This is a genomic window from Candidatus Leptovillus gracilis (assembly GCA_016716065.1).
In the GTDB taxonomy this organism is placed as follows: Bacteria; Chloroflexota; Anaerolineae; order Promineifilales; family Promineifilaceae; genus Leptovillus; species Leptovillus gracilis.
This window is the reverse complement of the sequence record JADJXA010000001.1, coordinates 571,799-585,197: the sequence shown is the minus strand read 5'-3', so window position 1 is coordinate 585,197 and position 13,399 is coordinate 571,799. Positions and strand designations below refer to the sequence as shown.

The 13,399-nt window shown below is 58.2% G+C and carries 8 protein-coding genes; 6 read left to right on the top strand and 2 right to left on the bottom strand.

What is annotated here, in order from left to right; all coding sequences use genetic code 11:
* Positions 1 to 14: 14 nt before the first annotated feature.
* On the bottom strand, positions 15 to 1,007 hold the full coding sequence (locus tag IPM39_02465; protein MBK8984936.1) for a uroporphyrinogen decarboxylase: 993 nt from the start codon (positions 1,005 to 1,007) through the stop codon (positions 15 to 17).
* 183 nt (positions 1,008 to 1,190) lie between these two features.
* A complete protein-coding gene (locus IPM39_02460) occupies positions 1,191 to 1,988 on the bottom strand; it encodes a glycerophosphodiester phosphodiesterase (protein MBK8984935.1) in 798 nt (265 codons plus the stop codon).
* 336 nt (positions 1,989 to 2,324) lie between these two features.
* On the opposite strand from IPM39_02460, the gene IPM39_02455 reads away from it, so the two are divergent.
* From IPM39_02455 to IPM39_02430, 6 genes are all read left to right on the top strand, one after another.
* Complete coding sequence (locus IPM39_02455) at positions 2,325 to 4,076, top strand: DEAD/DEAH box helicase (protein MBK8984934.1); 1,752 nt, start codon at positions 2,325 to 2,327, stop codon at positions 4,074 to 4,076.
* Between the two features lie 33 nt (positions 4,077 to 4,109).
* The gene (locus tag IPM39_02450) at positions 4,110 to 5,918 is read left to right on the top strand and encodes a hypothetical protein (protein MBK8984933.1); all 1,809 of its coding nucleotides are present in this window, start codon (positions 4,110 to 4,112) and stop codon (positions 5,916 to 5,918) included.
* A 41-nt stretch (positions 5,919 to 5,959) separates the two neighbouring features.
* The gene (locus tag IPM39_02445) at positions 5,960 to 7,336 is read left to right on the top strand and encodes a hypothetical protein (protein MBK8984932.1); all 1,377 of its coding nucleotides are present in this window, start codon (positions 5,960 to 5,962) and stop codon (positions 7,334 to 7,336) included.
* Complete coding sequence (locus IPM39_02440) at positions 7,326 to 9,128, top strand: hypothetical protein (GenBank protein MBK8984931.1); 1,803 nt, start codon at positions 7,326 to 7,328, stop codon at positions 9,126 to 9,128. The genes IPM39_02445 and IPM39_02440 overlap by 11 nt, the downstream gene beginning before the upstream one ends.
* 118 nt (positions 9,129 to 9,246) lie before the next feature.
* Complete coding sequence (locus IPM39_02435) at positions 9,247 to 10,980, top strand: DEAD/DEAH box helicase (GenBank protein MBK8984930.1); 1,734 nt, start codon at positions 9,247 to 9,249, stop codon at positions 10,978 to 10,980.
* 29 nt (positions 10,981 to 11,009) lie between these two features.
* Entirely contained in the window at positions 11,010 to 13,352 is a 2,343-nt protein-coding gene (locus IPM39_02430) for a helicase-associated domain-containing protein (protein MBK8984929.1), read from the top strand.
* The last annotated feature ends 47 nt before the right edge of the window (positions 13,353 to 13,399 follow it).

Here is a 13,399-nt window from a genome sequence, read left to right as displayed (position 1 = left end):
CCACTACGATGCTATCAAGGCTTGTACGACGACGCCAATTCACGGAGGGCGCGGATATTTTGCGTAGGCGTTGTCACCATGATAACACAGCCGGTCCCCAACAACAGGCGACGGCCGTCTGTCTGGTTCAGTGCGTCTTCAGCTTCGGCCAACGCGCTGGAAGGCGCGTCCTGATGTAGCGACCACTGGTCCACGCCGCCGCTGGCCGCGCCCTGAATTTGCGCCAGCCCTTGCCCCAACGTGATGCCCGTCTCGCGGTCGTGCCAGTTGAGGAACTGCGCCGGGTAATCGGCCACCAGATCAAACATCACCTCGGCGCCATGCAGGTGAACCATATTGCACCAGAGGTCGCTGACGGCCGTTAACACCTGCAAATCATACGGCCGGCCAAACTCCATAAACTCGACGCGGCTCATCAACGGATAGCGGGCGTGCTGCACCGCCAGGAAAATGCCGGCAATGCCCGCGCCTTTGGCCGCCTCGATAAACCGCAGCGTGCTTTCGGTGATGGTCGCCAAACCCTGGTGGAAGGCGTCTGGGTCGCGGCGCATATGGCTCAGCATCAGCGGGTCGCCGGCCAGATGTTTGGCCTGCGACAGCGGCGAGAATATGGTGGCAATAAAGGGCACTGTCTCGCCCACTGCTTCGCCCACCATCCGCAGCGACTCGATCTGCGCTGCCAGATTAGGCGCGTTCGGCTCCAGTGGGGAGAGGGAGGCCCAATCGTCCGGCTGGTGAATTGTCCGGCGCGTATACTCGCGGGTCCCTTCGATGTGACCGACCCACCGGGTTTGCACGCCCCAATCCTCCACGGAATAGGTGCTGGACGGGCCGATCTTCAGTAGGTCCCAATCATAATCTTGCTGCCATTTTAGATGGGCGGCCGCCAGGGCGTGCGGGTCTTGGTCATCGCCGGGCCAGTGTCGCCACAGGGCGACAGGCGGGCGATCTGGTTTTTCGCCGCCAATGGCGGCTTCTAAACGGCGGCGTTTACTCCATTCGGTCATGAGGTTCGATTCTCCTTAAAGTGTAAGGCAATTTCCAAAGGGTGTGTTTCAGTTAGAGAGACAGCAGATTGGCAGGATTGACGGATTTACTTCTCGACCATACTTATCCGCAAATCCTGTAAATCCGTGTTCTCTGCCTCACTTTTGCAATTCATTTGAAACCACATCTTTTTCCAAATTGGGCTACAACAGGTTCAGAGCGCGGTCGGGATAATCGCTGATCAGCCCATCCACGCCCCAGGCGATAAGCCGCTGCATGTCGCTGACCTCGTTGACGGTCCAGACGTGAACGGCCGTGTCGTTCTGGTGCGCCGCCTTAACAAACCGGGGCGTGATGATCGGCCAACGGCCGTAATACTCTGATGGCTGCACCGCTTTGGCCGGGCTGCGGAACAATCGCCCCAAACCCAGACTGCTTAACATCAAAAGAGTGCGCGTCTCGCCCAAGGTCGCCACGCTGGCCGCTTCAGGCAGGGCGCGGCGAAATTCATGCACGGTCTGGGTATGGAAAGAGCCAACCATGATCTGGCGCTGCATGTGGTGTTGGCGGATGAGGTCGGCAAACGGCTGTACCAGCGATGGCTCTTTCTGCTTCATGTCAATGTTAATCCACAGGTGGGGGAAGGCGATAAACACCTCCTCCAGCGTGGGAATGGTCAGCCCCTGGCCGCGAAACGGGAAGGTGTGGCCGCCATCCTGGCTCCAATGGTAGCCGGCGTCCAACATTTGCAGTTCGACCAGGGTCTTTTCTTTGATCAGGCCACGGCCGTTGGTGGTACGCTCGACAAATTCATCGTGGCAGACCACCAACACGCCATCGGCCGTCTGGTGAACGTCTAATTCCAGCCCATCCACGCCCCAACTGGCCGCCAGTTGAAAGGAGCGCATGGTGTTTTCCGGGCAGTGCCCGGCCGCGCCGCGATGCCCCAGGATGATGGGACGGCCGTTTTGGGCGAAAGGGTGGGTTGGGGTTGGGGACAAGTAAGTTTTCAGTGTAACGACGTGTAAATCGCCGGAGTATTCTGGAAACCAAAACGGTTTCGCGCCAGTTGTATTGGTCCAGCAAGTGGCAAAAAGGCAACACGATGGGTGGCTCTTGCTGCTCAACGACCATTGTACTTGAGTTTTCGAGGATGTGAATAGGTTTGTCTGTTTTTGTGGTGGTTTATTGGAAATTACTGTCAACGAGAATTGGGGGCGGGTAAAGAAACGGCCTGACAAACTGCAAAATTTTGGTAAAGGAGATTTCGCTCAAAATAAACCATGCCATACCGTGTTAAAAGCAAGTTTGCCTGTACTTCGCTATAATCAGTTCGCATGAAAAACAGCATCAATCCAACGATACACCTGCAACCGGGGGCCGAAGCAGTATTAACGGCCGTTGCCCACCGCCAATTCACCACCCCCCAGGCCTATCGCCTGCAGCTCGCCGCCGCCCACATGCTGCTCATCGGCGGCTTCGACGAACTCATCTGCCTGGACAGCCTGCACTTTGATCCTTTTTCCTACCAAATTAAAGCCGCCCAGGCCGCCCTGCGCCGCTTTCGCGGGCGCGGCATGTTATGCGACGAAGTCGGCCTGGGCAAAACCATCGAGGCCGGCCTGGTTATCAAAGAATACCTCATGCGCCAGATGGTCGAACGCATCCTCATCCTCACCCCGCCCGGCCTGGTGCAGCAGTGGCGTGAAGAGCTGGCGCAAAAATTCGGCCTGCGCGACTTCGTCACCAACACCGACGAAGCCTTCCGCGCCGCCGGCGACGACGCCTGGGTCAGATTTCCCCGCGTCATCGCCTCCATCGCCGCCGCCCGCCACACCGGCAACCGCGACATCATCACCAGTCTCACCTATGATCTGGTCATCGTGGATGAAGCCCACCACCTGAAAAACCGCAGCAGCGTCACCTGGAAATTTGTCAACGACCTGCAAAAACGCTTCATCCTTATGCTCACGGCCACGCCGGTAGAGAACCGGCTGGAAGAGCTGTATAACCTCATAACCATCCTGAAACCAGGCCAACTCAGCACGCCGCAAGAATTCCGCCGCCAGTTTGTGGTGAAGGGCGACCCCCACTCGCCCAAGAATCGCGGCCTGCTGCGCGAATTGATGGCCGATGTGATGATCCGCCACAGCCGCGGCCAGGTGAATGTAAAACTGCCGCCGCGCCGGGCACACACCATCCGCCTGTCGCTCTCCCCGGCGGAGCAAAGCCTTTACCAGAATGTGAGCAATTTTGTGCGTCAGACGTTGCAAGAGGGGCGCGACAGTGGCGCGCGCAAGCTGACGCTGGGGATTTTGCAGCGCGAGATTGGCAGCAGCGCCATGGCTGTTACCCACACCCTGCGCAAAATGGCCGAACAACCCGCCTGGAAAACACACAAAAAACGCCTGCTGGCCCTGGCCGACGAAGCCGCCGCCGTCACCGATTGGGCCAAAGCCGACGCGCTGCTGAAAATTCTGCAAGGCGCCGGACAAGATCGCGTGCTCGTTTTTACCCATTTTCAGGCGACATTGGAGGCGCTGGCGGAACGGTTAACGGCCGTTGGCATCGAATTCATTCCCTACCACGGCGGCCTCACCATCCAGCAAAAAGATGAAGCCATTCGCCGCTTTGAAACAGACGGGCGCGTCCTGCTTTCCACTGAAGCGGCCGGCGAAGGGCGCAACCTGCAATTCTGCCACATCATGGTCAACTTCGACCTGCCCTGGAACCCGCAGCGCATCGAACAGCGCGTTGGCCGCATTCATCGCGTCGGGCAAAACCGACAGGTAGAGATTTTCAACCTCTCGGCCCAGGGGACTATCGAAGATTACCTGCTCAATATTTTAGACCGCAAGCTGAACATGTTTGAACTGGTCATCGGCGAAATGGAGATGATTTTAGGCTACCTGACCCAGGAGCAAGACTTCGAGGAGATGCTGTTGGAAGTATGGCTCAACAGCGCCGATGAAACCGGCCTGGAAAGCAGCATGGACGACCTCGGCAACCGCCTCCTCGCCGCCCGCGAAACCATGCGCCGTATCCAAACCTTCGACGAAACCCTCTTCGGCGAGGACTTCACGGCGTAATCGTCAATCGTCAATCGTCAATCGTCAATCCGTATGAGCGAACTAGAAACTTTTGTTTTAGGTTATTTAGAAGAAGTGGGCAGCCTGATAGAGCCGCCAGCTTTCCGCGTCTATGAGGTGCTGCTGCCGGAGAAGGTGGCCCAGCGCTGGCAGGTTGACCCCTATGTGCAATTGGCCTTCAACGACACCGAACGGGAGGATGTGACCCAACTGGGTTACAACCACCCCCTGGTGGAACAGATGGTGCAGGAAGTCAACGGCCGTTCTGCCTCTACCACCCTCACCATCAACGACCTGCGCCTGGACAAAACCGCTCTGGACGACCTGGCCGCCGACAGCTGGGTGATCCTGAATGCGCGGGTTGAACGGCAAAAGCGCTCCACCGTCGCCCGCGTCCGCAGCACCTACATCCGCTTCAATTTTAAAGCCGCCATTCTGACCGACGACAAACAAGAGCGAGTAGTCTCGGTATTGATGGACGCCCATACCGGCAGCCGCGTCGCCAACGCCGCCGCCATCGAAAGCCAGGCAACGGCTGCTGCTCCCGACGCCATCCTCCATTCCCTGCCCGACGCCCCCATCCGCTGGCAGCCCAAAGGTGGCCCGCCTCTCAAGACGCCATTGGACGAGAAAACCCTGGCCGCTTTGCTGGAACGAGCGCAAACGGCCGTTCTCCAAGAAATGCAGACCGACCTCGACGCCCTGCAAAAGCGCGTCACGCGCTTCCGCCAGCTCGACGAAGCCCGCCTCGGCGATTACTACGCCAGCCTGGAAAAAGACCTGCAAACCCGCCTAAAAAGCGCCTCCGCCGACCGCCGCGCCGCGCTGCAAGACAAGCTGACGGCCGTGCAAACCGAACGCGCCCACAAATTAGCCGATCTGGATGAACGCTACCAGATACGCATCAACCTTACCCTCCTCAACCTGCTCATCATCCAGCAGGCCAAACTCAGCCAACCGACGCAAATCGCCAACCGCACCACTTCGATTGGCGCCCATGCGGTGTGGGACCCTCTGCGACGCCAATTAGAGCCACTGCACTGCCACGTCTGCGGGCAGCCCGGCCAGCGCGTCTACCTGTGCCACAACGGCCACCTGGCCCACGAAAACTGCCTGGCCCCCGCCTGCATAGATTGCAAGCGCGTCTTCTGCCAGGATTGCGCCGACGAGGTGGGCGTGTGCGACGTATGCCAGCAGCCGCTCTGCCAGCACAGCCGCATTCTCTGCCCAGACTGCGGCCGCTACACCTGCCAGAGCCATCGTGGACTATGCCACGCGGATAACGGCCGTCCCCTGAACCCAGCCGCCAAAACCGCGCCGCCGGTCAAAGAGCCAGCCCTGCCCCCGCCGCGCCCCCAAAGCCGCGCCAAAACCCCGCCCCCAAAGACAAAACCCGCGCCCAAAGCCGCACCAAAGCCAACCCGGCCAGTCAAAGGCGGGCCAAAACCGCTGCTCATGGAGGTGGTGCTGCACCATAACGCGGTCACTGCTTTTATGCTGGGCAAACGAGAGCGAGAAATCGCCGTCCGCACCTGGAAACTGACGCCCGGTGAAGGCGGCATTTTGCGCAATTGCGAATGCGAAAAAGGGGAAGCGTGTCCGGCGAGCGGGGTGGTGATACGGCCGTTTGAACTCCAGTACATCGAAAAGCAAATCCGCGACGAACTCCTCGCTTTTGCTGAAGAATATGACCTGCCGCCACAAAAGATCGCTTACAACCGCCTGTCGTCGCTGACCAGAGAACCTTACCGCGTAGCCAAATACGATTTATTTGGCCTGTGGAAAAACGAAGCGGCATTAACCGAAGCCCGAGACACCTTTGCCCGCCTCTATTGGAAATAACCCTTGATTCACGCTCTGCAAACCATTAGAATCATTTACCCATGAGTACCACCACCTACCTGCGTCAAATGTGCCACGACCTGCTCAGTCAGGCTGATATCAACGCCATCGGCAAAGCGCGTGGCTTCACCGCCACCGAATTGTCTTCCCGCGCCGCATTGGAAAACTACTACCTGTCCCCCGTTGGCGTGGCGCAGGCCATGGCCAAATTAACCCCGGACGAAGTGGTGATGCTGCACTTCCTGCATCTGCGCCAGGAAGCGGCGGCGATTAACCTGTTTGAACGCCTGTATCCTTCTGGGCGCTCCGCCGGCTACTGGACTTACAGCCAGCGTTATCAGCCTGTGTTTAAGGAAGTGCGCGATAGGCTGGTGCGCCGGGGATTGCTGATCATGGGGCAAGATGTGTTGGGCGGTGAGACAAAAATGGCGCAGTGGCGCTTTGTCCTTCCGCCGGAGTTTTTGCCCTACCTGCCCTCTCCGCTGAAGACGGCGCAGCTGGCGGGTCCGGGAGACGTGCAGCGGGATGTGCCCCGAGCCAAACTGGTGGCTTTGTTGGGGCAGAGCAAAGCGCCCGGTTCAACCTTGCTGGGCTATACACTGACGCTGGAAAACGGCCGTCTTCTCACAGACGTACGGCCGTTTCGCGCCGCCGACCTGACCGAATGGCAAAAAGCAGCCTGGCGCACCCTCCTGCCAAAACGCCCCAAAGAAAAATTCCCCCCTACGCCATCCCAGGATATTCCCCTGCTGGACGCCCTGACCTATTGGCTGCGGCTGCTGCCCCCAGATGAATGGATCGCCCCGGACCAGCTCGACGCGCCGCTGAGCCTGTTCATCGGCTACCCGGCCCAAAGCGAAGAGGTGTGTCATTTGGGCTGGCAGTGGGGGTATCTGGCGCGGCAGGGGGAAAACGGCCGTTACCACTATCGCCTGGCCGACCTGGACCCCACCGACGAAACCGCCCTTGCCCCCGACGATTACCTGACAGTGATCAACGACCACACCGTGCGCGTCAACCTGCACACCATCCCCTACCTGGCCCTGGAGCAGCTTAACCAGATGGCCCACTTCACCCTCACAGACGAACTCTACGCCGTGCCCAACCTGGTTCGTACCGGAGAGGCCCTCTCGCTGCGCAGCGCGCCCCTGGTGCAATGGCTCATCCAACACGCGCCCGCCTTTGCCACAACCTGGCAAACCGCCCAAAAACGGTGGGGCAAACAAATCGTCCACAGCAATCTCATGATCGCCTGCGTCACCGATCTCACCTTGCGCGTGCAGTTAGAGCGCGGCCTAAAAAGCGATGAATTCATCGTCTTGGCGGACGAATATGTTGCCTTCCCGCCCAAAGCTATCAACAAGGTCAAACGGATTGTCGAGCAGGCCGGCCACGTCATCAAATATTATGAAGCGTAAACCTCAACCCGCCCCCAAACCAGAAGCTCGTCCATCGGCCGCGCGCCACCGGAACCTGCCGCCCGCAGCGCCCCCACGCCTGGAAACGCGTACACCGGATGGCCTGCGCGTCTACAGCAACCCCTACGACATCCGGCGCGACATCCACGCTTTTGTCGAATACATTCGCGGCCGGGAAATAAAACGCGCCCACCGCAGCAACCAGATACCCAAAACCGAAGCTCGCCGCCTGGCCAAGGTCATGAGCCACCCCGACTGCGCCGCTGATGTGGAGAAAGAAGGGTATTCAGATTGGCTGGATGCCATAGACAGTTTGTGTCTGCAACTTGGCTTTACCTCTTATGATACCAAAGGCCAATATGCCGGTTACAGCAGCGTAGAACCCTCTTTCCCCGATAATTACATCACCTTTCGGGCGGATGTGTACCAGGCGTTTCTGGATCTGCCTTTGTTAGAACAGGAAAAGCGGTTGTTTGCCGTGCTGTGCAACGATAAAAAATACCGCGAGTTCTACGACCGGCAGCTCCAAAGTGAACTCGGAACTTTTCCCATATGGGGTTCAGCTACCGGCGTTATGCCGCTGCTTGATTTTGTGCAGATACGCCATTTCCTTTTTGGGCTGCTGGCCCATCTGGCAGTGGGTCAATGGTATACCACCGCTTCGCTGATTGGCTATTTACAGCAGCAGTATCCCTACTTTTTAATTCCGCCGGCGGCCGATTTGCCCAAAACCAATCAATGGAATCGTCCACAGACATTGGCCCGGTATGGCAATTTCTATGAAACAAGCAGCAGCCAGGATTATTATGGTCACAACCGCGAGCCTATTCCAGACGATGCGCCGGATGGTTTCCAGCGGGTGGAAGGGCGGTATGTGGAACGGTTCCTGGAAGGCATCCCGTTGACATTGGGCTACATAGACGTGGCCTATGACCCCAACCCATATAAAGGAGACTTTCCAGAGATGGGGACGTTGGCAGCGTTTCGGCTAAACGGCCGTTTCCGCCAATTCATCACCAACACCCCCATCACCCCCACCGTCACCGTGCTGCCCACCTTCGAGATTCACGTAGAAGCCCCCTTTTATCCGGCGAGCGTCCTGGAACAGTTACGGCCGTTCACCCAACGCCTCACCACCGACAACGTCAGCATCCTCAAACTCGACAAAACCCTCGTCAAAAGCGTCCTCGCCGCCAACGAACAGCTAAACATCCTGGCCCTCCTGACAGAGTTGGTGCAGGCTCCGCTGCCTCGCAACGTCGCCATCGAGCTGGAAGAATGGTCCGGGCAGGCCAACACCTTCACCCTCTACAGCGATCTGGCGCTGCTGGAAGGGAACGCCCGGCTGCCCGAACTAGACGACCTGATTGTGGCCCACATCTCGCCTACTTTACGCCTTATCCGCCGGCCCAGTAAAGTATTTGATATGCTTTCCCAGGCAGAACAGGTTCCTATCGCCATCCACCATGGCGAGAATGCCCTGACCTTGCTGCCCCCGGCCGCCCAAACCCGCTTCCCCCAACAAAAAGAGGTCAAAGAGCGGCTCAAACCGCCGCCCAAACCCACCTTAACCTTACAGCGCGAAACGATCATCCAGCTAACCGCCCCCTCCGCCGAAACCTTTGAGCAGCTGCGCGCCGCCCTGGTGGCCCAACGCTGCCTCTTCACCGCCGACCCCACCCGTTTAGCCATCACCTACGGCCGTCCATACCAGCCCCAGGTAGACGCTGCCCTGGACGCCCTACGCCAGCAGTACACCCTGAAAATCGCCGCCGCTGACAAGAACAGCTAGAGCGAGAGCCAGAGCGAGAGTGACCTCCCCTCTTTCTCTCGCTTTCATGAATACGACTTGCCAGACTTTGCCAGACCTTGCATAATCAGGCGTTTCAAACAGAAACGGTTAAACACGTATGCAATATAATCCTCAGAACCCCATCATCGTCCAGGGGGATAAAAGCGTCCTGCTGGAAGTGAACAACGCGCTCTATCAGGAAGCGCGCGATGTGCTGTCACGCTTCGCCGAGTTGGAAAAAAGCCCGGAATACATCCACACCTACCGCATTTCCCCGCTCTCGTTGTGGAACGCCGCCTCTTCCGGCATGGCGGCCGACGCCATCATCACAGGCTTAGGGCGTTACAGTAAGTATCCCCTGCCCGGCAACGTAGAGGTGGATATTCGGGAGTACATCGGGCGCTACGGCCGTGTCCGCCTCACCCGCCGCGACGAAGACCTGCTGCTCAGCTCCACCGATGTGCCTCTCATCCTGGAACTCCAGCGGCGCAAAGAGTTACAACCCTATATTATCACCCAGGAAGACGCCAACACCCTGCGTGTCAATCCGGGGCGGCGCGGCCACATCAAACAAGCGCTGGTCAACATCGGCTACCCGGCGGAAGATTTGGCCGGGTACGTCTCTGGCGATGTGGTGCATTTTGATGTGCCCCTGCTGACCAACAGTGGCAAGCCGTTTGCCCTGCGCCATTACCAGCAAGAAGCCGGCGCTGTCTTTTATGCCGATGGCGCCGACCATGGCGGCTCCGGCGTGATTGTGCTGCCCTGCGGCGCGGGCAAAACCATCGTCGGCCTGTCGGTGATGAACGAGATGCAGTGCAGTACGCTCATCCTCACGCCTAACACGGTGTCGGTGCGGCAGTGGATTGACGAACTGCTGGACAAAACCACCCTGACGCCGGAGTTGGTGGGCGAATATTCCGGCCAACGCAAGGAAATCCGCCCCATCACCATTTCCACCTACCAGACGATGACCTACCGCAAGCGCGGCGTGGAAAAAACGGCCCCTTATCAGGAGCAGTACCCCCATTTCAGCCTGTTCAACGATCACAACTGGGGGCTGATTATTTACGACGAGGTGCATTTGCTGCCCGCCCCGGTCTTTAGCATCACGGCCGAATTGCAGGCGCGGCGGCGCTTGGGCCTGACGGCGACGCTGGTACGGGAAGACGGCCGCCAGGAAGACGTCTTTTCGCTCATCGGCCCCAAAAAGTATGACGTGCCCTGGAAAGATTTGGAGCGCCAGGGTTGGATCGCCACCGCCGACGTGGTGGAGGTGCGCATACCCTTGCCCCACGAAACGCGCCTGGAATATGCCATCGCCGAAGACCGCGACAAATACCGCATCGCCGCCGAAAACAAAGACAAATTCAAAATTTTAGACGAACTGCTCATCAAACACCGCCGCGACCAGGTACTGATTATCGGCATGTACCTGGACCAGCTAGACAAAGTGTGCCGCCGCTACAACGCGCCGCTGATTACCGGCAAAACCAGCGTGAAGCAGCGGCGGGAACTGTACGCCAAGTTCAAAACGGGCGAAATCCCGGTATTGATTGTGTCGAAAGTGGGAAATTTTGCCGTAGACCTGCCCAACGCCAACGTGATGGTGCAGATCAGCGGCATGTTTGGCAGCCGCCAGGAAGAGGCGCAGCGGCTCGGCCGTATTTTGCGCCCCCACGATGACCAGATGGCTCATTTTTACACCATCGTCACCAAAGACACGGTAGACCAACAGTACAGCGCCAACCGCCAGCTTTTCCTGACGGAACAGGGCTACCAATACACCATCCTCTACGAAGATGAAGTGGCGGATTATGAACCGGCAGTCTTAGACCGTAAGGGTCTCTGAAAACCCTTACGGTCTGGAATTCCTCGCGTATGGCAACATTAGAATCATTAACTGAAAAAGACATTAAGCAGGTTGTAAACAACAATCCCCTGAAAAAAGCCAGGAGTTATATGAGTCGGGTGAGTCAGGGGGTGCGCAGCGGCCATACCTTGCACGCCCAAGTCCGGGGCAGCAAATCTTACACCGTAGAAATTGACGTGGCCGAAGATGGTATCCACGCGGTATGCAGCTGCCCCTACGATTGGGGTGGCTACTGCAAGCATGTTGGTGCGGTCTTGCTGCTGTGGCTGGAGTCCCCAGGTAGTTTTGCCGGTGAACAGCCTGCGCCCAGGCCGGCCAACAGCGTCATTGAGACCTTTGCCATTGCCCCGCCGGCAACGGCCGTTCCCAAACAAAAACCGGCCTGGCTCACCACACCCTACGCCAACCGCCAGCAGCAATACCAGCAAAATCTGCATACCTGGCTAGACTATAGCCACAAAGTTCAGGAGTTGCGCCAATTAGCCAAACGGCAGGGGTTGGGCATCAGCGGTACACGCAAAGAAGAGATCATCCAACAAATTGCCCAACAGATCACTCAGCCGGGCATCGCCCTTAAAATCCTGCACAGCCTGGACAGCGAACATCGCCAGGTTTACGACGCGCTGGCTGTCCTGCATCCGAGCATTACTCACCAGACAGCCCATCTGGCAGCTCTGGCGCAGTTGTGGGGACCGCTAACCCAATTCAATGCCGCCGCCGACGTGTATGCACAAGCGTTATGCCGCACGAGTTTAGCTATCCCTGGGCACGTGATCAATTCATACCCGCCGCACCTCCCTTTTGTTCCTACAAGCCTCCAGCGTATACTGCCCCCCTTGCTGGCCGACCGTATCCCAGAAGTGACCCTGCCGGAACACACGGAGAGCGGCGTGCAAATGGGGCAGGCAGGGCTGTTTCTGCAGCGCCTCCACCAAATCCTCCTGCTCCTGGAACAAAGCAGCCCACCGCTGCGCCCACCTATGCCTCGCCCCCGCCAGGAAAAATTCCACCAATTTTTACGTGAATGGGATTATCTGCCGGAAGAAATTGCCCAGGCGCAGCAGGCCAACAAACTCAAAGGCTACGACCCCGAACAAAGCTTCACCGTGCCGCCGCCCCAACCGGCGCTGCTCGATGAAAACATCATCCGCCTGGCGCCGCTGGCCGGGGGCGAGACGCAGCTAAACTTTCTCTATCACCTGCTGCTGGCGGCCGGCCTGTTACAACCAGGCAGCCCGGTAACGGTATGGCGACAGATGAAAGAGCAGTTTTTGCAGCGCGACGAAGCGGCGCAGTGGGCCATTTTGGTGCGGACCTATTTCTCGATGGCTGTGCCCTGGAGCGAGATGTGGCTAATGTTGGCAGAACGGCCGTCTATACAAGTCAAACGTCGTCGCAGCGGCTATTATACGATCTTGCAGCCGCAAGAAATGGTCAACATGCTGTCTCTCTTTCGCGCCCAGGTGCTGCATCTATTGGCCTGCCTGCCCGGCGACCGTTGGTTCAGCCTGCGCGAGGTGACCGATTTGCTGCATTCCTTCTGGCCCAACTTCAATTCCTGGGGCTGGAACAAACCCCGATCCAGCGGCAATATAAAGCCGGATTGGTATTTGGCCCTTAACGGCCGTTTCCTGGACACCGCCACCAACAAAGCCGACTGGAACACAGCCCAGGGCGCTTTCATCCAACACGTCATTCAGGGGCCGCTGCATTGGCTGGGTCTGGCCGATGTCAGCGTAGAATACGGCCAACTGGTCGCTTTCCGGCTGCATAGCCTGGGCGATTTGTATTTCGATAAGACGGAAGCTGTGCCGCTGATAGGTGCGGTGGTTGAACAGACGGCAGCGGCCGTCTCCTCAGCATCCGCCGCCGACGCCGTTTCCATTGAAGGTGACGTGATCATTGTGCAGCCAACGGCCGTTAGCGCCCAAACCCACAACTACCTGGACAATCTCGCCAAACTGGAAGAAACCACGCCGACCCGCTTTGTCTATCGGCTGTCCAGCGCCGCCATTCATCAGATATTTGAGAGCGGCCAAACTCTGGACCAGCTTTTAGACGGCTGGCAACAATGGCTGCCCGTCCCCATGCCCGACGCCATCCAGCGCCAGTTAACCGGCTGGTGGCAGGCTTACGGGCAGGTGCGCCTGTACGAACATGTCACCGTCATCGAATTTGGCGACGAATACGCCCTGGCCGAAATGAAAGCGGCCACCTCCCTGGAAAAACACATGGTCGCCGAAATCTCGCCCTCCCTGGTCATCATCCCCACCAACGCTGTGGACGTGCTGGTGGCCGAACTGGAAAAAGCAGGCTACACGCCCAAACAAACGGACAGAGTGGAGAGATAGAGGGTAGAGATAAGAAGTAACTCCAAGACGCACTCTATCTCTACCCT

What these genes read in the sequence shown, in the direction of transcription:
- IPM39_02465 (MBK8984936.1), bottom strand. Translation starts at nt 1,007, where the DNA reads ATGACCGAATGGAGTAAACGCCGCCGTTTAGAAGCCGCCATTGGCGGC.
- IPM39_02455 (MBK8984934.1), top strand. Translation starts at nt 2,325, where the DNA reads ATGAAAAACAGCATCAATCCAACGATACACCTGCAACCGGGGGCCGAA.
- IPM39_02450 (MBK8984933.1), top strand. Translation starts at nt 4,110, where the DNA reads ATGAGCGAACTAGAAACTTTTGTTTTAGGTTATTTAGAAGAAGTGGGC.
- IPM39_02445 (MBK8984932.1), top strand. Translation starts at nt 5,960, where the DNA reads ATGAGTACCACCACCTACCTGCGTCAAATGTGCCACGACCTGCTCAGT.
- IPM39_02440 (MBK8984931.1), top strand. Translation starts at nt 7,326, where the DNA reads ATGAAGCGTAAACCTCAACCCGCCCCCAAACCAGAAGCTCGTCCATCG.
- IPM39_02435 (MBK8984930.1), top strand. Translation starts at nt 9,247, where the DNA reads ATGCAATATAATCCTCAGAACCCCATCATCGTCCAGGGGGATAAAAGC.
- IPM39_02430 (MBK8984929.1), top strand. Translation starts at nt 11,010, where the DNA reads ATGGCAACATTAGAATCATTAACTGAAAAAGACATTAAGCAGGTTGTA.